Consider the following 20,780-nt stretch of genomic DNA (forward strand, 5'->3'; position numbering starts at 1 on the left):
CACATAGTGATTCTTTCTAAAGTAAGAAATGGTTAAGTTAGAAAGGGCGCACGGTGGATGCCTTGGCACTAGGAGCCGATGAAGGACGGGACGAACACCGATATGCTTCGGGGAGCTGTAAGCAAGCTTTGATCCGGAGATTTCCGAATGGGGAAACCCACTGCTCGTAATGGAGTAGTATCCATACTTGAATACATAGAGTATGAGAAGGCATACCCGGGGAACTGAAACATCTAAGTACCCGGAGGAAGAGAAAGCAAATGCGATTCCCTGAGTAGCGGCGAGCGAAACGGGAACAGCCCAAACCAAGAGGCTTGCCTCTTGGGGTTGTAGGACACTCTATACGGAGTTACAAAGGAACGATATAAGCGAAGAGGTCTGGAAAGGCCCGCCAAAGAAGGTAACAGCCCTGTAACTGAAATGTTGTTCTCTCCAGAGTGGATCCTGAGTACGGCGGAACACGTGAAATTCCGTCGGAATCCGGGAGGACCATCTCCCAAGGCTAAATACTCCCTAGTGACCGATAGTGAACCAGTACCGTGAGGGAAAGGTGAAAAGCACCCCGGAAGGGGAGTGAAATAGATCCTGAAACCGTGTGCCTACAAGTAGTCAGAGCCCGTTAATGGGTGATGGCGTGCCTTTTGTAGAATGAACCGGCGAGTTACGATCCCGTGCAAGGTTAAGCAGAAGATGCGGAGCCGCAGCGAAAGCGAGTCTGAATAGGGCGCATGAGTACGTGGTCGTAGACCCGAAACCAGGTGATCTACCCATGTCCAGGGTGAAGTTCAGGTAACACTGAATGGAGGCCCGAACCCACGCACGTTGAAAAGTGCGGGGATGAGGTGTGGGTAGGGGTGAAATGCCAATCGAACCTGGAGATAGCTGGTTCTCTCCGAAATAGCTTTAGGGCTAGCCTCAAGGTAAGAGTCTCGGAGGTAGAGCACTGATTGGACTAGGGGCCCCTACCGGGTTACCGAATTCAGTCAAACTCCGAATGCCGATGACTTATCCTTGGGAGTCAGACTGCGAGTGATAAGATCCGTAGTCGAAAGGGAAACAGCCCAGACCGCCAGCTAAGGTCCCAAAGTATACGTTAAGTGGAAAAGGATGTGGAGTTGCTTAGACAACCAGGATGTTGGCTTAGAAGCAGCCACCATTTAAAGAGTGCGTAATAGCTCACTGGTCGAGTGACTCTGCGCCGAAAATGTACCGGGGCTAAACGTATCACCGAAGCTGCGGACTGTTCTGACGAACAGTGGTAGGAGAGCGTTCTAAGTGCTGTGAAGTCAGACCGGAAGGACTGGTGGAGCGCTTAGAAGTGAGAATGCCGGTATGAGTAGCGAAAGACGGGTGAGAATCCCGTCCACCGAATGCCTAAGGTTTCCTGAGGAAGGCTCGTCCGCTCAGGGTTAGTCGGGACCTAAGCCGAGGCCGAAAGGCGTAGGCGATGGACAACAGGTTGATATTCCTGTACCACCTCCTCACCATTTGAGCAATGGGGGGACGCAGGAGGATAGGGTAAGCGCGGTATTGGATATCCGCGTCCAAGCAGTTAGGCTGGGAAATAGGCAAATCCGTTTCCCGTAAAGGCTGAGCTGTGATGGCGAGCGAAATTTAGTAGCGAAGTTCCTGATTCCACACTGCCAAGAAAAGCCTCTAGCGAGGTGAGAGGTGCCCGTACCGCAAACCGACACAGGTAGGCGAGGAGAGAATCCTAAGGTGATCGAGAGAACTCTCGTTAAGGAACTCGGCAAAATGACCCCGTAACTTCGGGAGAAGGGGTGCTTCTTAGGGTGTTAAAGCCCCGAGAAGCCGCAGTGAATAGGCCCAGGCGACTGTTTAGCAAAAACACAGGTCTCTGCGAAGCCGTAAGGCGAAGTATAGGGGCTGACGCCTGCCCGGTGCTGGAAGGTTAAGAGGAGCGCTTAGCGTAAGCGAAGGTGCGAATTGAAGCCCCAGTAAACGGCGGCCGTAACTATAACGGTCCTAAGGTAGCGAAATTCCTTGTCGGGTAAGTTCCGACCCGCACGAAAGGCGCAACGATCTGGGCACTGTCTCAACGAGAGACTCGGTGAAATTATAGTACCTGTGAAGATGCAGGTTACCCGCGACAGGACGGAAAGACCCCGTGGAGCTTTACTGCAGCCTGATATTGAATGTTGGTACAGCTTGTACAGGATAGGTAGGAGCCTTGGAAACCGGAGCGCTAGCTTCGGTGGAGGCATCGGTGGGATACTACCCTGGCTGTATTGACCTTCTAACCCGCTGCCCTTATCGGGCAGGGAGACAGTGTCAGGTGGGCAGTTTGACTGGGGCGGTCGCCTCCTAAAATGTAACGGAGGCGCCCAAAGGTTCCCTCAGAATGGTTGGAAATCATTCGCAGAGTGTAAAGGCACAAGGGAGCTTGACTGCGAGACCTACAAGTCGAGCAGGGACGAAAGTCGGGCTTAGTGATCCGGTGGTTCCGCATGGAAGGGCCATCGCTCAACGGATAAAAGCTACCCCGGGGATAACAGGCTTATCTCCCCCAAGAGTCCACATCGACGGGGAGGTTTGGCACCTCGATGTCGGCTCATCGCATCCTGGGGCTGTAGTCGGTCCCAAGGGTTGGGCTGTTCGCCCATTAAAGCGGTACGCGAGCTGGGTTCAGAACGTCGTGAGACAGTTCGGTCCCTATCCGTCGCGGGCGCAGGAAATTTGAGAGGAGCTGTCCTTAGTACGAGAGGACCGGGATGGACGCACCGCTGGTGTACCAGTTGTTCTGCCAAGGGCATCGCTGGGTAGCTATGTGCGGACGGGATAAGTGCTGAAAGCATCTAAGCATGAAGCCCCCCTCAAGATGAGATTTCCCATTCCGCAAGGAAGTAAGATCCCTGAAAGATGATCAGGTTGATAGGTCTGAGGTGGAAGCGTGGTGACACGTGGAGCTGACAGATACTAATAGATCGAGGACTTAACCTATATTCTAATGTGAAGCATGAACATTGTTATCTAGTTTTGAGAGAACATTCTCTCCATCAGGTTTGGTGGCGATAGCGAAGAGGTCACACCCGTTCCCATACCGAACACGGAAGTTAAGCTCTTCAGCGCCGATGGTAGTTGGGGGTCTCCCCCTGTGAGAGTAGGACGCCGCCAAGCTTTTCTAAGGATCAGTTCCATACGGAACTGGTCTTTTTTGTTTTTTAAGAAAAGGAACAAACACCCGATCTGACATGGATACATATACTAAACTACCATCTAAAACATTCTTAATTTTGTATACAATTGAAAGCGCTAGGGCATACTGAAGCTATAAGTGGAGGTGTCACAATGAGCAAAAAAGAGCGAGAAGCGATTTGTTTGATTTGTGAAGAGAAAAAGACAAAGGGAATTTATTTATATCATCAGTTTTTGTGCCGAGACTGTGAGCGAAAGTTAATTTCTACATCGACCTCGGATCCTAGCTATTCCGATTATGTGAGAAAGCTTAAAAATCTTCATACGCCGCCTTTGTATTCATAGACCACTAGATGGTCTTTTTTTATGAGCTATAAAGGATTGGTCTTGTTTTTTGGAACTTAGTTTGGACATCATCCGTAATTCATAATAAGATAAACAGAGAGCCTGATTATTCATAGGAGTCGATGAACATGAAATCAATCTTTTATACATTTATATGGGCCATCCTCTCTACTTTTTTTTCGGTTGTGATTTTAACCGTCAGTATAGGGGTTTTCCATCATCATGCTGGATTATCGATACTGTATGCGATGATTGGATGGGGTGTGATGTTTGCAGGGGGCAGATGGGCTGCTTTCCAATTGTTTTTAAAGAAACACGGACTGTCTCGTAGTGATTATGTATATATCAAACAGCATTTAAAAGAAGCAGGGCAAAAACTTGTGCGTTTAAAAAAAGCTTTATTTGCTGTGAAAAACGTACAAACGATCAAACATAATTATGAAGTTCTTCGGCTTGCACGACGAATCTATACAATAACAAAAAAAGAGCCAAATCGATTTTATGATGCACAGCGTTTTTATTTCGAAAGCTTGGATTCTGTCGTTGAACTAACTGAGAAATATGCACTATTGTATAATCAGCCTAATCGTAGTCATGAGCTGGAAATGACATTGAGCCAAACCCGAGTGACATTGACAGAGCTGCAAAAGCAATTGACCAATGATTTGCAGCAAGTTTTAGGAAGAGACATAGAAGCTCTTCATATTGAGCTTGAAGTAGCAGATAAAATGATGAAGAAATAGATGAAAGGAGTCAAACTCGATGAAACCGGAAGATCACGCCACACCATCACCTGCCTCCACTACAGATCTTCAGTTTCGGGTGTTTGATACCTTATCTGATGAGGAGAAAAAAGAAGCCGTGCAGCGTGCTAAGCAGATCCCTGACAATCCGCAAAAACTGCTTTTCTATGGTACACGTGTGCAGGAACGACTATTGGAACAATCACAACAGATGATGAAATATGTTGAGAAAAAAGATATCGATCAAATAGGAGACGTGCTTGAGACCTTTTTGCAGCAGCTGCATGTAGTGGAGCCTGAGGATTTACTGCCAAAGAAACAAGGCTTTTTTTTAAAATGGTTTCAACGGGATAAACGATCTACTCAGGAGATCATATCGCGTTTTCAACATGCAAAATCACAGATCGAGAGATTGTCAGCAAGGCTTCGTTATGCAAGAGGCGTATTAATCTCGGATCATATGTTATTAGAGCGTTTATTTGAAGAAAATCAAACTTATTTTCAAGAGATGACGCTGCAGGTCGCAGCAGTTGAAGCGAAAATGACAACGTTAGAGCAACGGCCTATTTCAGAAACGCAACTTTCTGTTGACCGGACAATAGAGGAGCAATTGATGAGTCAAGAAGTCAATGAAGAAGAGTATGTGGAGAGACTAAAGGAACGAAAGTATGATTTGCTGTTAAGCCGGCAAATTGCATTGCAATGTAATGCACAAATTCGGATGATCCAGCATACGAATCATACATTGGCCAATCATATTCAATCAACTGTTTCTGCGTCTATTCCTCTATGGATCAACCAAATGTCGATTGCGTTAACGCATATTCAGCAACGGGCCAATTCAGCTCTTGAGAACCGAATCCAAAAAACATATGAAAAGGTATCGAAGCAACAGGAACAGCTTCTTGAAGAGGCATCTTTTGCTCCTATAGATACGTTGAAAAAGGTCCAACGTCAATTAGCTGAAACATTACAGGAAACGTTACAGGTGAAAGAGCATGGAAGCCAAGAGCGAGCTCAATTGAAAAGCAGTATGTATGAGGCAGAGCAGCAGCTGGCGAATCCAATAAAGGAATGAGAAACCATCTTTCGGTTCACTTGTTTGAACGTTATAATAGACTTAAGATATCGTTAAAGTGAAAAGGGTCGATTTGATTGAGAACACCTTTATATACAGCATTAGCACAGCATGCGGAAAAGAAGCCTTATTCTTTTCACGTTCCAGGACATCACAATGGAGATGTCTTTTTTGATGAGGCACGGTCCCACTATGCTTCAATCCTTCAGCTGGATGTGACGGAGCTTGAAGGTCTAGATGACCTCCATCACCCGACTGGTGTGATTCAAGAGGCAGAAAATTTATTGACTAAGCTATATGGTTCAGATCAAAGCTTTTTCCTTGTAAATGGCACAACAGTCGGAAATTTGGCGATGGTGATGGCGGCATGCCGCACGGGAGACGAGATTTTTGTCCAGCGTAATTGCCATAAGTCTGTCTTCCATGCGATCGAGCTTGCAGGGGCAACGCCTATTCTGGTAGACGCTGAGATAGACCCACACTTGCATGTTCCAACACATGTGACGGATGATACAGTCAGAAAAGCCATAGCAAGACATCCTAATTGCCGAGCAATCGTTTTGACTTATCCGAACTACTATGGACATGCAGCTGATTTATCAAAGCTGATTCACATGTGTCATGAAGCAGATGTGGTTGTTCTGGTTGATGAGGCTCATGGCGCGCATTTTGTATTAGGCGGCGCATTTCCTCCATCTGCTCTTTCCTATGGAGCGGACGTGGTGGTACAATCAGCACATAAAACCCTTCCGGCAATGACGATGGGTTCCTATCTTCATCTTCAAGGGGACCGAATCGATGCGAAGCGATTGAAAACATTGCTCACGATGCTTCAAAGCAGTTCGCCGTCTTATCCAATTATGGCCTCATTAGATGTGGCGAGAGCTTATGTCGAGGAGATCAAAGGAAAAGGGACATTGCATGTAATCATGAAAGAACTGACAGAGCTGAAAGATCAGTTCAACCGTCTGACTCATCTTGAAGTGGTTGAGCCTGACTCGCTGCTTTCCGATCCATTAAAATGCGTCATTCGATCAACAAAAGGACTGACTGGTTACGAACTAAAACGGGTGCTTGAATCAGTGGATGTTCATCCAGAGCTTGCGGACGAACATCAGGTTTTACTTATTCTTAGCTTAGAACAGAGGAAGGACGTTCCTTTCAAGCGGATCGAGCAGGCTCTTAAGCAAAGTGATTCATTGCTCAAAGGAAAAAAACATATCCAAAATGAGACGTTATCTATTGAGACTGATGAGCAAAATCAAGACATAGAGGCTGTCCCATTTGAACATGCAGCAGGCCGGATGAGTGCAGAATCAATTATTCCCTATCCGCCTGGTATTCCTTTGATGATTAAGGGAGAGCGTATTGAGATAGATCAAATTGAGGCGTTAAGCCGTTTGCTTGGACATCAGGTTCATGTTCAAGCAAGTCAGGTCATTCATCAGAGAAAATTATATGTTTATATAGAAGAGGAGACACTATGAGCGGTATGTTTATTACGTTTGAAGGGCCAGAGGGCGCCGGAAAAACGACAGTGATTCGAAAAGTGTACGAAGAAATGGAACGTCAAGGATACGCAGTCATGGCGACACGTGAGCCGGGAGGCATTGAGATTGCTGAGCAGATTCGTGAAGTCATTTTAAATGAAAAAAACACGAAAATGGATGCGAAAACAGAGGCATTGCTGTATGCAGCAGCGAGAAGGCAGCATTTGGCTGAAAAGGTAGAACCGGCATTGCAGCGCGGAGACACAGTCTTATGTGATCGTTTTGTTGATAGCTCTCTCGCTTATCAAGGCTATGCGAGAGGGCTTGGAATTGACCAAGTCAGATCAATTAACGACTTTGCTATTGATGGTACGATGCCGCAAATGACCATTTATTTTTCCATTACACCTGAAGAAGGGTTAAAACGAATTCACGCCAATCAAGGAAGAGAAAAAAACAGATTAGACATGGAGACGCTGAATTTCCACCAGTTGGTCAGAGAAGGATATGAACTGCTTATTGCGCAATCGCCAGAACGATTCCGTGTAGTAGATGCGTCTCAGCCGATACAGGATGTCTATGAAGAAGTACTTCGGGTGATTCAGGACACATTAAAGAAAAATCAAATATGACCTCATTCCCAATCGTTGTTATAATATAGAGGAAGACATCGGCATGTCACCTGTGCCTAAAACAAAGGAGGCCAATCAAATGAAATTAATTGTTGCCGTTGTACAGGACCAAGATAGCAGCAAGTTGTTGAAAATATTGACTGAACATCATTTCGGCGTGACAAAATTAGCTTCAACTGGTGGGTTTTTAAAGTCTGGGAATACGACTTTTATCATTGGTTGTGATGATGTCCGAGTGGATAAAGCATTACAGCTTATAAAAGAAAATTGCCGCAAACGTGATCAAATGATTGCACCTGTATCTCCAATGGGTGGTAACGCAGATTCATATGTACCATACCCTGTTGAGGTTGAAGTTGGTGGAGCTACTGTCTTTATTCTGCCAGTTGAACAATTTCATCAATTCTAAGGATGGGTTGCTGTGAAAATTAATCAAGATATGCGGCTGCTTTTAGAAAAGCGTGAACTCCAAGGCATTAAAGGAAGCCAAACATCTGCCTCCTTTAAAGCATCGATGGAGACGCAAAGCGGCAAAATGCGCTTAGAGCAGCTGACGGTCATGCTGAGTGATATCGAAGTGTTCGGTAAAAAGCTGACAAAGTCACGAAACCTAAAGGACTTGGCTAGGTTTAAAGGGCTTGTGAAGCGCTTTGTAAAAGAGACAGTCGATAATGGATTCAATATAGAAACATCAAGGAGCTTTGACATTTATGGCAACACGCGTACACTCGCTTTAGTCAAAGCATTAGATGAAAAGCTGATTGAATTAACAGAGGATATGATGGACCAAGAGAAACCTTCTATTGATTTGCTTGAACGTATTGGAGAAATAAAAGGTTTATTGATTAACCTTTACACATAGAGAGTGATAACATGGCAATTAGCTGGGATGACATGAATGATTTGCAGCCGCGCGTCATGCGGCTGATTTTTAATAGTATTGATAAAGACCGACTTGCGCATGCCTACTTATTTGAAGGAAAAAAGGGGACGGGAAAGCTGGATGCTGCGATGCTTTTGGCTAAGAGCTTTTTTTGCTTGAAAGCAGGAGTGAAACCATGTGAATCCTGCCAAAACTGCAAAAGGATTGAGTCAGGAAACCATCCCGATTTACATCTCGTGCAGCCTGATGGTCAATCGATTAAGAAAGCGCAAGTGCAGGCATTGCAAGAGGAATTTACAAAAGCAGGTGTGGAATCTCACCGAAAAATGTATATCATTCTTCATGCGGACAAAATGACGGTCAATGCCGCGAACAGTTTATTGAAGTTCCTAGAGGAGCCTAACCGGGAAACGATGGCAATTTTAATCACTGAGCAATCGCATAAAATGCTGGATACGATTATTTCAAGATGTCAGATGCTTAGCTTTCAGCCGCTGCAGCCGCAATCCTTGGAGCAGCAGCTATTACAAGAAGGCGTATCTCAGCATCTTGCAAGGCTTTTGTCGAATTTAACCAATAATTTAGCAGAAGCACTCGAATTAAGTCGAAATGATCAGTTTGCAGAGTCTAGAGCGAAAGTGATAAAATTGTATGAAGTCTTACACCAGCGAAAAGAACATGCATTTTTTTATATACAGGATCAATGGATGCCTTTTTTCAAAGAGAAAGACCTTCAAGAAACAGGTCTGGATATGCTTTTATATATATATCGTGATGTATTGTCGATTCAAATAGGAAATGAAGATAAAGTCATTTATCAAGACTTATTCCAGACAATGAAGCAGCACGCGCTGCATTCCACACAGCAGATGGTGACGAACCAGATCCTTGCTGTATTAGAAGCGAAAAAGAGACTTCAATCCAACGTGAATGCCCAAGGGCTGATGGAGCAATTGGTGTTGATGTTGCAGGAGGGATAAGTTTGTACAACGTAATTGGTGTTCGTTTTAAAAAAGCGGGCAAAATCTATTATTTCGATCCTAATGGATTTCATATAGAAAATGATAGTTGTGTCATTGTAGAGACGGTCAGAGGAGTTGAGTACGGACAAGTGGTCATCGCTAATAAAAAAGTAGATGAACACGATGTCGTTCTTCCTCTGCGTAAGGTGATTCGTGTAGCAGACGAACGAGACCGGCTCATCGTTGAGGAAAACAAAGAAGCAGCGATGACAGCCTTTGATACATGTCTTCAGAAGGTAAGTGAACACGGGCTAGAAATGAAGCTGGTCGATGTTGAATTTACATTTGACCGAAACAAGGTCATCTTCTACTTCACAGCGGATGGCAGAGTAGATTTCCGCGAGCTAGTGAAAGATCTTGCTTCAATTTTCAAGACGAGAATTGAACTTCGCCAGATTGGTGTAAGAGACGAGGCAAAAATGCTGGGTGGCATAGGTCCTTGCGGGCGAATGCTTTGCTGTTCGACATTCTTAGGAGACTTTGAACCAGTATCCATTAAGATGGCAAAAGATCAAAACCTGTCGCTAAATCCTACAAAAATTTCAGGGCTTTGCGGCCGTTTGATGTGCTGCTTGAAATATGAGAATGATGAGTATGAAACAGCGAAAGAACAATTGCCCGATATCGGTGAAACGATTCAGACATCTAGTGGCTCTGCAAAGGTAGTAGGGCTCAACATTTTAGAACGAATTTTGCAAGTTGAATTAACCGGGCAAGAAAAAGTGATAGAATATACTTGGGAAGAATTATTACAAGAAGGCGTTGTATCTGCACAAACAACTGAGTAACGAGGTGTGCCACCTTGGATAAAAAGGAACTATTTGATACGGTGATCAATTTAGAAGAACAAATCGGTTCTCTTTATCGCCAGTTAGGTGATTTGAAAAATCATATCGGTGAAGTGATTGAAGAAAATCATCAGCTGCAGATGGAGAATCAGCACTTGCGTGAACGTCTGGATCAGTCTGATCGGGACAAATCGTCTGAGACAGAGAATGATTCTGCTCAGAAGCCAGGTCATTCTGATATAGGAGAAGGTCATGATAACCTGGCTCGGTTATATCAGGAGGGCTTCCATATTTGTAATGTACATTATGGGAGCATTCGTAAAGAGGGAGACTGTTTGTTCTGTCTGTCATTTTTAAATAAAAAATGAGAAAAGGCTTCCGCTGAATCGGAAGCCTTTTTCACAGGAAAAGAAAGGATACATCATGGTTTCGTTAAGAGAAGATGAACGATTAGATTACTTGCTCGCCGAAGATATGAAGATTATTCAAAGTAAAACGGTTTTCGCCTTTTCATTGGACGCAGTATTATTAGCGAAATTTGCGTATGTGCCAATCCAAAAAGGAGAGATCATTGATCTTTGTACGGGAAATGGCATTGTGCCATTGCTGCTTTCGACTCGATCTAAGGCCTCCATTACTGGGGTCGAAATTCAAGAACGGCTGTTTGATATGGCAAAAAGAAGTGTGGCGTATAATCAACTTGAAAAGCAAATTAAATTGATTCATGGTGATTTGAATGATATGCCAGCACGCTACGGCAACCACAAAGTAGATGTCATCACATGTAATCCGCCATATTTTAAGACACCTTCTAAGGAAGAAATCAATGAAAATGAATACTTGGCAATTGCTCGGCATGAAATCCATTGTACATTAGAAGATGTCATTCGCGTTTCTTCCACGCTGCTGAAGCAAGGGGGTAAACTGGCGATGGTTCATCGGCCGGGTCGGCTGCTTGAGATTGTGGAATTGATGAAGAAGTACCGAATTGAGCCAAAACGAATTCAATTTGTTTATCCCAAACAGGGGAAAGATGCCAATACCATCTTAGTAGAGGGTATAAAAGATGGAAAACCAGATCTGAAAATTCTCCCGCCTCTTTTTGTTTATGGAGATGATCAAGAGTATACAGAAGAAATCAGGACGATACTGTATGGAGAAGCATAATCATTACTTCTATGTATTGAAATGTGCAGATGGCAGCCTGTATGCAGGTTATACAAATGATTTGCAAAAAAGACTGACGACCCACAATAGTGGAAAGGGAGCAAAGTATACAAGAGCGAGACGGCCGGTTGAGCTGTATTATCATGAATGTTTTGCAACCAAAAGAGAAGCCATGCAGCAAGAATATCGTTTTAAAACGTGGACGCGGAAAAAGAAAGACCTTTATATAGAAGAAATGCGAATAGAAAAGGAGGCGGCACATGAAAACACAGAAAAGCTTTGATGGTCAATCAGATATGGGCATTCTGTATCTCGTCCCAACCCCAATTGGCAATTTAGAAGATATGACGTTTCGAGCCATACAAACATTAAAAGATGTAGACTATATTGCCGCAGAAGATACAAGACAAACGAAAAAACTTTGTCATGTCTATGAAATTGATACGCCATTAACGAGTTATCATGAGCATAACAAAGACAGCAGCGGCCACAAGTTAATCGAATGGTTAAAAGAAGGAAAAAACATCGCACTCGTGAGCGATGCTGGTTTACCGACGATCTCAGATCCAGGTGCTGAAGTGGTTCGAGACTTTACTAATATCGGCGGCTATGTCGTTCCGTTACCTGGAGCAAATGCTGCACTTACAGCACTCATTGCATCAGGGATTACACCTCAGCCATTTTTCTTTTATGGTTTTCTTGACCGACAAAAAAAGGAAAAGAAAAAACAGCTCGAAGCTTTGAAGAAGCGTCAAGAAACAATCATTTTCTATGAAGCGCCCCATCGATTAAAAGAAACGCTGACTTTGATGAAGGAAGTGTGGGGCAACCGGAATATCGCCATTACGAGAGAACTAACGAAAAAATTTGAAGAGTTTATTCGTGGAGATTTAGAGTCTGTGCTGACATGGGCCGCAGAACATCAAATCCGGGGTGAATTCTGTCTTGTCGTACAAGGTAATGATCAAGATGAAGAAGAGTTAAATGAAGATGTCTGGTGGAAGTCCTTATCTGAAAAGGAACACGTGATCCATTACATAGAAGAAGGATTAACGTCGAAGGAAGCCATTAAACGTACAGCCGTCGAACGTGGTGTACCAAAGCGCACCATATACGATGCTTATCATATTGGACAATAAAGAAAGGTTCTTGCAAACGGTGCAAGAACCTTTTTTATATCAAACTTATTTTTGTGATTGAAGTTGGTTTTGGATTTCGTTAATGATTTGCTCTGCACCTTCACGGCTAAGAACTAATTTCCCATTAGCAAGTTTAAGGTTATCGTCTGATACTTCACCTGTAACTTGGCAAGTCATGTTTGGTTTATATTTTTTTAGGATAATTTTTTCATCATCAACATAAATTTCCAAAGCGTCTTTTTCAGCGATTCCTAGAGTACGGCGAAGTTCGATTGGAATCACCACGCGCCCTAATTCGTCAACTTTACGTACAATACCTGTAGATTTCATCTTCATTCTCCTCCCAAAGAGTTCTTATTCTTAATATAATATTATCTTCGTCATTATTCGACAAATTCCTTACATTCATAGCATAACAAGGTTTCCATAAATCGTCAATCATTTTGTTTACTATTGTTTGTAAAATATGACTCTTAAAGTCAAAAGACCTTGAAACTACTGATTTATAAGGGTTTTGTGGCTTTTTTCTATGAAAATATGAGAAATGACGAGTTCAGATTAACAAGACTTTTGCCCTAAATTAGACAATTGTAAATCTGGAGATATATTTCATACGACAATATTCGACAAAATGACGACAGGTTTGTCGTTTTTTTCGAAAAACTCATCTTTTTCGATCATTTCATCTTGTTCTATGTATATATGCTTGATCTTAAAGGCTAAGATGGTATCATAGAGAAAGCACAAGTGCAAAATTTAATGAATTGATCTAACACATTTTCATGTAATGATGATAACCGCTCTCGTCCATTGGGCGGGAGTTTTTGACATTTACACACACGCAGGAGGTTCCGACATGCCGGAAAAGAAAAAAACGTTTTATCTGACAACACCTATTTACTATCCGAGCGGAAAATTACATATTGGACATGCTTATACGACAGTAGCAGGGGATGCTATGGCTCGTTATAAACGTCTTCAAGGCTATGATGTGATGTATTTAACGGGTACAGATGAGCACGGACAAAAAATTCAGCAAAAAGCTGAAGAACAAAATATTACACCGATCGAGTATTTAGATCCGGTCGTAGCAGACATTCAATCATTATGGAAGAAACTCGACATTTCGAATGATGATTTCATCCGTACAACAGAAAAAAGACATACGAAAATCATTGAGCAAGTGTTTCAAAAGCTGCTTGATCAAGGTGATATTTATTTAGATCAATATGAAGGCTGGTACAGTATTCCTGATGAGACATTCTATACGGAAACACAGCTTGTGGATGTTGAGCGGAATGAAAAAGGAGAAGTCATTGGCGGGAAGAGCCCTGACAGCGGACATCCTGTCGAATTAATTAAAGAGGAATCATATTTCTTCCGTATGAGTAAGTACGCGGATCGTTTACTAGACTATTACGAAAAGAATCCAACGTTCATTCAGCCTGAATCAAGAAAGAATGAAATGATCAATAACTTCATTAAACCCGGTTTAGAGGATTTGGCTGTATCAAGAACAACCTTTGATTGGGGAATTAAAGTTCCTAACAATCCAAAACACGTCATCTATGTATGGATTGATGCGTTATTCAACTATTTAACTGCGATTGGCTACGGAACTGATCAGGATGAAAAATATAAAAAATATTGGCCTGCTAACGTGCATCTCGTAGGGAAAGAAATTGTACGCTTCCATACGATTTATTGGCCAATTATGCTGATGGCACTAGATCTGCCGCTGCCGAAACAAATTTTCGCACACGGCTGGCTGCTGATGAAAGATGGTAAGATGTCTAAATCAAAAGGGAACGTAGTAGATCCCGTCACATTAATTGATCGCTATGGCCTTGATGCCCTTCGTTATTACCTCCTTCGTGAAGTACCATTTGGTGCGGATGGTGTGTTTACACCAGAAGGATTCGTGGAACGTGTAAACTACGACCTTGCCAATGATTTAGGTAACTTGCTTAACCGTACAGTTGCGATGGTACAAAAATATTTTGACGGTACATTAAGCAGCTATAAGGGTCCAGTTAATGAGTTTGATGAGGAACTTAAAGCGGTAGCTGAGCAAACAGTCAAAGCCTATGAAGAAGCGATGGAAAACCTTGAATTCTCGGTGGCTCTTTCAAATGTTTGGACATTAATCAGCAGAACCAATAAATATATTGACCAGACAGCTCCATGGGTGCTGGCAAAGGATGAAACAAAACGAAAAGAGCTGCATTCTGTCATGTATCATTTAGCAGAATCACTGCGCATCACAGCGGTTCTCTTAACGCCATTCCTAACGAAAACACCTGAGAAAATCTTCTTCCAGCTTGGCATTGAAGAAGAGAAGCTTAAAAGCTGGGATAGCATTCTATCTTTTGGTGCCATTCAACAAGCGACGGTACAAAAAGGAGAGCCTTTGTTCCCTCGTTTAGAGGTTGAAGAAGAAGTAGCGTATATTAAAGAGAAAATGCAGGGAAGTGCACCAAAGGAAGAAGAGAAAGTAGAAATAGAAGAAACGGAATTACCTGAGCTTGGAGCAGAAATTGTATTTGATGATTTCTCAAAAGTTGATCTTCGAGTAGCACAGGTACTGGAAGCAGCCCCAGTGAAAAAAGCGGATCGTCTCTTAAAGCTTCAGCTTGATTTTGGATTTGAAAAAAGACAAATTGTTTCAGGGATTGCCAAGCATTATCAACCTGAGGATTTAGTAGGGAAAAAGCTCGTTTGCGTAGCGAATCTGACACCAGTCAAACTCAGAGGGGAAATTTCCCAGGGAATGATTTTAACAGGAGAAACTGACGGGAAATTGCAGGTTCTTGAAGTAGACCGATCTCTAGCAAATGGAACAAAAATTTTATAAATCAACAAAAGGTGTTCCACGTGTAACATTTCGTCGAACACCTTTTGTTTTTTAGAAGAATTGTCGAAAGGAGCAATCAACGATGTTATTTGATACACATGCCCATTTAAATGCTGAACAATATAATGAAGACTTAGAGCAGGTGATCGAAAGAGCGAAAAGTGAAAAAGTCGAAAAAATCGTGGTGGTAGGGTTTGACCGCCCGACAATTACGAGAGCAATGGAATTAATTGAAGAGTATGATTTCATCTATGCAGCCATTGGCTGGCACCCAGTCGATGCCATTGATATGACAGATGAGGATTTGCTGTGGATCAAAGAATTATCTCAACATGAAAAAGTCGTTGCGATTGGAGAAATGGGTCTGGATTACTATTGGGACAAGTCGCCAAAAGATGTACAAAAGGAAGTCTTTAGACGTCAAATTGCTCTTGCGAAGGAAGTGAATCTTCCAATCATTATTCATAATCGTGACGCAACGGAAGATGTCGTGACGATCTTAAAGGAAGAGGGAGCGGCTGATGTTGGAGGGATTATGCATTGCTTTACGGGCAGCCTAGAAATCGCAAAAGCGTGTATGGATATGAACTTTTATATTTCATTCGGTGGACCCGTGACATTTAAAAATGCCAAAAAACCGAAGGAAGTTGTCAAGGACATACCAAGTGACCGGCTTTTAATTGAAACAGACTGCCCTTACTTAACGCCAGCGCCATTTAGAGGGAAACGTAACGAGCCAAGTTATGTGAAATATATCGCAGAACAGATCGCGGAGTTACGAGAAACAAGCTTTGAAGAGCTTGCTGAATTGACCACAAAAAATGCGAAAAAAGTTTTCGGTATAAACTGACAGTATATGATGTCAATCCTTGTTTAAGCTTGTCCAATTGTGAAACATAACGAAAATGTTCTACACGTTTGCGCCTCCTCATAGGATAAGTTGTCGATAAGTCTTTCTTCCCTTCCTTCCATCAATCTCCCATAATAGGGTTACAATCGAGCATTTTTGTACAGTGGGAGGAAGGGTTGACAGGTTTTGAGATACTCTATATAATCTCTCCGAGGAGAAGGAGGCGTTTTTCATCGTACAAAAAATGAAAAATCTGTTTTCTGTTAAGCTAGGAAAAGGCAAGGTTTTATTACTAGTTGTTTGCTTGCTTTTAGCTGGAACTGGGACGGCTTACGGTGCGCATGAGCTCACTAAGCAGTCTATTACCATTTCAATCAATGGTAAAGAGAAGACAATTCGTACACATGAAGAGACAGTAGCACAGCTGCTTTCAGACCTTGGAATAAAGACCAGGGCGGAGGATCATATCTCTCCAAGTCTAAATACAAAAATTGAAGACAACATGAACATTGTGTATGATGCGGCTATACCGGTTCATCTGACCCTAGATGGGAAAGAGAAAACGATATGGACAACAGATCAGACGGTTGGAGCATTATTGAAGAATGAGAAGATAGATATTGGGAAGCACGATCAAGTAACTCCAGGAAAGAATGACAAGATTAAAAAGGATATGAATCTTGTGGTTCAGCAGGCCTTCCAGGTCAGCGTAAATGATGGAGGAAAAGTTAAAAAGGTGTGGACCACTTCGACTACGGTCGCTGACTTTTTAAAGCAACAAGAGCTGAGGCTCAAGAAGCACGATAAGATCAAGCCTGCGTTACATAGTCATATTTCTAAAAAAAGCGCAGATATCCAGATCACTCGGGTGGAAAAAGTCACCGATGTAGTGGAAGAGAAAATTGCTTTTGATACCAAACATAAAAAGGATCGTTCTCTTGAAAAAGGAAAAGAGAAGGTGCTTAAAAAAGGTGAAGAAGGTAAATTGAAGAAGCACTATGCCATTGTGAAAGAAAACGGCAAAGTGGTGTCTAAAGAATTGATTAAAGAAGTGACTGAAAAAGATAGCAAGGATCGTTTAGTGGCTATTGGTACACAAGTGTCCAATAAAGAGCCTAAAGCGACACCTGCCGTTTCAAGAAGCAATGAATCGTCTGGAAAAGAATTTTATGTGGCGTCGACAGCCTACACAGCGAGCTGTGCTGGATGTACTGGCAGAACGTCAACAGGCTTTGATTTAAAAGCAAATCCGGGTGCAAAGGTTATAGCAGTAGATCCGAGTGTCATTCCGCTAGGCTCTAAAGTGTATGTGGAAGGCTATGGATATGCCGTTGCATCAGACACTGGATCTGCTATAAAAGGGAATAAAATCGATGTGTTCGTCCCAAATAAGTCGGCAGCTTATCAATGGGGAAATAAACGAGTGAAAATTAGAGTACTCAAATAAACACATCCAATCATTTATATGAACAGAGGGCTTTGCGCACCCTCTGTTTTTTTGGTTATAATAGAAGCACTGTTTTCTAATTAATTAGACGCAAAAACAGCATGAAAGGTTTCATTTTTTAACCAAAAATTGTTTATTGTTTTTGCAAGCGGAGGAATACATGAAAATCAAAGAAATCATTGTGGTGGAAGGTCGTGATGACACTGCCAGAGTGAAGATGGCAGTTGATGCAGATACGATCGAAACAAACGGATCAGCTATTGGTGATACAGTTATTCAACAAGTGCGTCTTGCTCAGGAGACGAGAGGGGTCATTATTTTAACTGATCCTGATTTCCCTGGAGAGAAGATCCGGAAAACCATCGCAGAAGCGGTTCCTGGCTGTAAGCACGCATTTTTGCCAAAACATCTTGCGAAGGCGAAGCGGGACAAAGGAATTGGCGTCGAGCATGCTTCCTTGGACAGTATTCGAGAATGCCTAGCCCATGTCCATGAGGAAATGGAAGAATCGGAAAGTGACATTACATTAGATGACTTATTTGACGCAGGCCTTATCGGAGGCGAATCGTCGAAACGCCGCCGCGAACGACTAGGTGTGCTTTTAAATATAGGATATACCAATGCGAAGCAGCTGCAAAAGCGCCTTCACATGTTCCAAATAACCAAACATGATTTTATTGCGGCCTTAAAGACCGTCATGCAGGAGGAAGCCGATGAATAAAGATATTGCGACACCCATCAGAACGAAGGAAATACTGAAGAAATACGGTTTCTCTTTTAAAAAGAGCTTAGGGCAGAACTTTTTAATTGATACAAATATACTCGATCGTATTGTCGATCACGCAGAGGTGACGGATGAGACCGGCGTGATTGAGATTGGGCCTGGTATCGGTGCATTGACCGAGCAGCTCGCTAAGCGTGCAAAGAAAGTCACTGCTTTTGAAATCGATCAGCGTTTATTGCCCATTTTAAACGATACGCTTTCTCCATATGATAATGTCACGATCATTCATCAAGACGTATTAAAGGCAGATGTGAGGAAGGTCATTGAGGAAAATTTTGCTGACTGTAAAGAAGTGATGGTTGTCGCCAACCTTCCATATTACGTGACGACACCGATTATTATGAAACTGCTTGAAGAAAACCTTCCATTGAAAGGGATTGTGGTCATGCTGCAAAAAGAAGTAGCAGATCGTATGGCAGCAGTCCCTTCATCAAAGGAATACAATTCGCTGTCTATCGCAGTTCAATACTATACGGAAGCGAAAACAGTAATGGTTGTGCCTAAAACTGTTTTTGTTCCACAGCCTAATGTGGATTCGGCTGTGATTAAACTAACCGTTCGTGAAACGCCTGCTGTCTCAGTAGAAAATGATGTTTTTTTCTTTCAATTGATCCGTGCGAGCTTTGGTCAGCGCCGAAAAACATTGATGAATAATCTCATGAACAATTTACCTGATGGAAAAAAACATAAAGCCATCATCGAAGAAGCACTTCAAACAGCAGACATTGATGGAAAGCGCCGCGGCGAGTCATTATCCATTGAGGAATTTGCCCGTTTGTCGAACGTTTTACAAAAAGCCCTGTCTTAAGGGCTTTTTTCTTTTGTTTTTCACCACTTTGTTCGTTCGGGCATAGGCTAGAAAGAACAGCACACATGAAAGAAGAACATATTTTAGCGTAAGACGATACCAACAGGATATGAGCCTGATTGTGGAGTGAAAAGCATGCAATTTCAAATAGGAGATATGGTGACAAGGGCATCCTATCAAATGGATATTATGTTTCGAATCATTCGAATTGATGAGACCGATCAGCACGAAGCCACCGCCATATTGCATGGGAATGAAGTGAGGCTGATTGCAGATGCCAAGGTGTCAGATCTCGTCAAGATTCAAAAAGAGGAACAGCTGACTAGAGAGAAGGATGACGAGCGAAAAATCAATGAATCGCTCGATTTACTAAGACAGGATTATCAGCTGCTGCGGGAAAAACAAGAGTATTATACTTCTGGACAATATCAGCATCAAGAGCAGTATTTTCACATGCCTGGAAAGGTCCTTCATTTAGATGGAGATGCTTCATACTTAAAGAAATGCTTAGATGTATATGAACGAATTGGTGTACCTGTGTATGGTGTACATTGCCATGAGAAGAAAATGCCAAGCATGATTGACTCGTTAATTGATCAATATCGACCTGATATTTTGGTCATCACAGGACATGATGCGTATTCCAAGCAAAAGGGCGGCGTACATGATATCGGTGCCTATCGCCATTCTCGTCATTTCGTTGAAACGGTTCAAAAAGCAAGACGGAAAATTCCTCATTTAGATCAGCTTGTGATCTTTGCAGGTGCCTGTCAATCTCATTTTGAATCATTGATCCAAGCAGGTGCCAATTTTGCGAGCTCGCCTTCACGTGTGAATATCCATGCGCTCGACCCCGTCTATATCGTTGCGAAGATCAGCTTCACTCCATTTGTAGATCGAATCAACGTGTGGGATGTGCTCCGAAATACATTAACAAGAGAAAAAGGCCTCGGAGGCATCGAGACGAAGGGTGTTCTAAGGGTAGGTATGCCATATAAAAGAGACCATGAATCGACATAACCCGACTGATTTCAGTCTGGTTTTTTTTATGTTCAAAAAGAAATTTCAAAAGGATACATAATTCACCGGAATTTGAGAAAAATAGGGAGAAGAAAAGGTAGAAGTTTGTCAAAATTATTTTGTTGACAATGGCTCGTGTTCGTTGATATAATTTAATTTTTATTTGACAAAAACGGGCCGTTGTTGTATAATTATCTCAGTGAGGTGGATGCAATGGCGAAGACTTTGTCCGACATCAAAAGATCGCTTGATGGTAACTTAGGTAAACGTTTGACGTTAAAGGCTAACGGGGGCCGCCGTAAAACAATTGAGCGTTCGGGCATTTTAGCTGAAACGTACCCTTCTGTATTTGTGATTCAATTAGATCAAGATGAGAATTCGTTTGAAAGAGTTTCTTATAGTTATGCAGATATACTGACTGAGACGGTCGAATTAACGTTCGATGATACCGCTAGCTCAGTCGCCTATTAATGGGCAGTGAACTTCTTGTTTACTGCTTTTTGTTTTGCCTTTTTTTCTGAATGGGAGTCTGTCCATTTTTTGAAAGGGGTAAAAGGAAGGAATCGATACAAAA

The 20,780-nt window shown here is 42.6% G+C and carries 21 protein-coding genes and 2 rRNA genes; 22 read left to right on the forward strand and 1 reads right to left on the reverse strand.

All coding sequences use genetic code 11. The features are described from left to right. Positions 1-30 precede the first annotated feature (30 nt). From GKC25_RS00180 to rsmI, 15 genes are all read left to right on the forward strand, one after another. Positions 31-2,961 (forward strand): 23S ribosomal RNA (locus GKC25_RS00180). Positions 2,962-3,022: 61 nt separating this feature from the next. Beyond that, positions 3,023-3,138 (forward strand): 5S ribosomal RNA (gene rrf, locus GKC25_RS00185). Positions 3,139-3,309: 171 nt separating this feature from the next. Next, the gene (locus GKC25_RS00190; RefSeq protein WP_003217973.1) at positions 3,310-3,501 is read left to right on the forward strand and encodes a sigma factor G inhibitor Gin; all 192 of its coding nucleotides are present in this window, start codon (positions 3,310-3,312) and stop codon (positions 3,499-3,501) included. 128 nt (positions 3,502-3,629) lie between these two features. After that, positions 3,630-4,244 carry a 5-bromo-4-chloroindolyl phosphate hydrolysis family protein gene (locus GKC25_RS00195; RefSeq protein WP_095286193.1) on the forward strand — a complete coding sequence of 205 codons (615 nt, stop codon included), beginning with the start codon at positions 3,630-3,632 and terminating at the stop codon, positions 4,242-4,244. 19 nt (positions 4,245-4,263) lie between these two features. After that, positions 4,264-5,322, forward strand: a complete 1,059-nt coding sequence (locus GKC25_RS00200; RefSeq protein ID WP_095286194.1) for a toxic anion resistance protein — start codon at positions 4,264-4,266, stop codon at positions 5,320-5,322. 77 nt (positions 5,323-5,399) lie between these two features. Beyond that, a complete protein-coding gene (locus GKC25_RS00205; protein ID WP_095286195.1) occupies positions 5,400-6,809 on the forward strand; it encodes an aminotransferase class I/II-fold pyridoxal phosphate-dependent enzyme in 1,410 nt (469 codons plus the stop codon). Continuing rightward, a complete protein-coding gene (tmk, locus tag GKC25_RS00210) occupies positions 6,806-7,444 on the forward strand; it encodes a dTMP kinase (protein ID WP_034665671.1) in 639 nt (212 codons plus the stop codon). The genes GKC25_RS00205 and tmk overlap by 4 nt, the downstream gene beginning before the upstream one ends. A 79-nt stretch (positions 7,445-7,523) precedes the next feature. Next, complete coding sequence (locus GKC25_RS00215) at positions 7,524-7,853, forward strand: cyclic-di-AMP receptor (protein WP_024425625.1); 330 nt, start codon at positions 7,524-7,526, stop codon at positions 7,851-7,853. A gap of 12 nt (positions 7,854-7,865) precedes the next feature. Continuing rightward, the gene (locus GKC25_RS00220) at positions 7,866-8,306 is read left to right on the forward strand and encodes a YaaR family protein (protein ID WP_034665673.1); all 441 of its coding nucleotides are present in this window, start codon (positions 7,866-7,868) and stop codon (positions 8,304-8,306) included. A gap of 11 nt (positions 8,307-8,317) precedes the next feature. Further along, the gene (gene holB / locus GKC25_RS00225; RefSeq protein WP_034665677.1) at positions 8,318-9,307 is read left to right on the forward strand and encodes a DNA polymerase III subunit delta'; all 990 of its coding nucleotides are present in this window, start codon (positions 8,318-8,320) and stop codon (positions 9,305-9,307) included. Positions 9,308-9,309: 2 nt separating this feature from the next. Next, entirely contained in the window at positions 9,310-10,137 is an 828-nt protein-coding gene (locus GKC25_RS00230) for a PSP1 domain-containing protein (RefSeq protein WP_012008643.1), read from the forward strand. 14 nt (positions 10,138-10,151) lie between these two features. Then, the gene (yabA, locus tag GKC25_RS00235) at positions 10,152-10,505 is read left to right on the forward strand and encodes a DNA replication initiation control protein YabA (protein ID WP_003217957.1); all 354 of its coding nucleotides are present in this window, start codon (positions 10,152-10,154) and stop codon (positions 10,503-10,505) included. 55 nt (positions 10,506-10,560) lie between these two features. Next, positions 10,561-11,304, forward strand: a complete 744-nt coding sequence (locus GKC25_RS00240; RefSeq protein WP_034665680.1) for a tRNA1(Val) (adenine(37)-N6)-methyltransferase — start codon at positions 10,561-10,563, stop codon at positions 11,302-11,304. Beyond that, positions 11,291-11,587, forward strand: coding sequence for a GIY-YIG nuclease family protein (locus GKC25_RS00245; RefSeq protein WP_003217970.1), 297 nt, complete (start codon positions 11,291-11,293; stop codon positions 11,585-11,587). Before GKC25_RS00240 ends, GKC25_RS00245 begins: the two co-directional genes overlap by 14 nt. Continuing rightward, a complete protein-coding gene (gene rsmI / locus GKC25_RS00250) occupies positions 11,565-12,443 on the forward strand; it encodes a 16S rRNA (cytidine(1402)-2'-O)-methyltransferase (RefSeq protein ID WP_034665683.1) in 879 nt (292 codons plus the stop codon). The genes GKC25_RS00245 and rsmI overlap by 23 nt, the downstream gene beginning before the upstream one ends. Positions 12,444-12,488: 45 nt before the next feature. Here rsmI and GKC25_RS00255 read toward each other — a convergent pair whose 3' ends face one another. Next, complete coding sequence (locus GKC25_RS00255) at positions 12,489-12,779, reverse strand: AbrB/MazE/SpoVT family DNA-binding domain-containing protein (protein WP_087975202.1); 291 nt, start codon at positions 12,777-12,779, stop codon at positions 12,489-12,491. Positions 12,780-13,299: 520 nt separating this feature from the next. Here GKC25_RS00255 and metG point away from each other — a divergent pair. The 7 genes from metG to veg all read left to right on the forward strand — a co-directional run bounded on the left by metG (position 13,300) and on the right by veg (position 20,677). After that, complete coding sequence (metG, locus tag GKC25_RS00260) at positions 13,300-15,297, forward strand: methionine--tRNA ligase (protein ID WP_342689875.1); 1,998 nt, start codon at positions 13,300-13,302, stop codon at positions 15,295-15,297. A gap of 82 nt (positions 15,298-15,379) precedes the next feature. Next, positions 15,380-16,147: a TatD family hydrolase gene (locus GKC25_RS00265; RefSeq protein WP_034665688.1), complete on the forward strand. Its 768-nt coding sequence runs from the start codon at positions 15,380-15,382 to the stop codon at positions 16,145-16,147. A gap of 244 nt (positions 16,148-16,391) precedes the next feature. Continuing rightward, entirely contained in the window at positions 16,392-17,594 is a 1,203-nt protein-coding gene (locus GKC25_RS00270) for a ubiquitin-like domain-containing protein (RefSeq protein WP_342689876.1), read from the forward strand. A gap of 160 nt (positions 17,595-17,754) precedes the next feature. Beyond that, complete coding sequence (rnmV, locus tag GKC25_RS00275; protein ID WP_095286198.1) at positions 17,755-18,315, forward strand: ribonuclease M5; 561 nt, start codon at positions 17,755-17,757, stop codon at positions 18,313-18,315. Next, positions 18,308-19,186 carry a 16S rRNA (adenine(1518)-N(6)/adenine(1519)-N(6))-dimethyltransferase RsmA gene (gene rsmA / locus GKC25_RS00280; RefSeq protein WP_095286199.1) on the forward strand — a complete coding sequence of 293 codons (879 nt, stop codon included), beginning with the start codon at positions 18,308-18,310 and terminating at the stop codon, positions 19,184-19,186. Before rnmV ends, rsmA begins: the two co-directional genes overlap by 8 nt. A gap of 135 nt (positions 19,187-19,321) precedes the next feature. Beyond that, positions 19,322-20,206, forward strand: coding sequence for a sporulation peptidase YabG (yabG, locus tag GKC25_RS00285; protein WP_095286200.1), 885 nt, complete (start codon positions 19,322-19,324; stop codon positions 20,204-20,206). A 213-nt stretch (positions 20,207-20,419) separates the two neighbouring features. Next, the gene (gene veg, locus GKC25_RS00290) at positions 20,420-20,677 is read left to right on the forward strand and encodes a biofilm formation stimulator Veg (RefSeq protein WP_003217979.1); all 258 of its coding nucleotides are present in this window, start codon (positions 20,420-20,422) and stop codon (positions 20,675-20,677) included. Positions 20,678-20,780: the final 103 nt, after the last annotated feature.

The sequence above is a fragment of the Bacillus pumilus genome, from assembly GCF_038738535.1.
Classification (GTDB): Bacteria; Bacillota; Bacilli; order Bacillales; family Bacillaceae; genus Bacillus.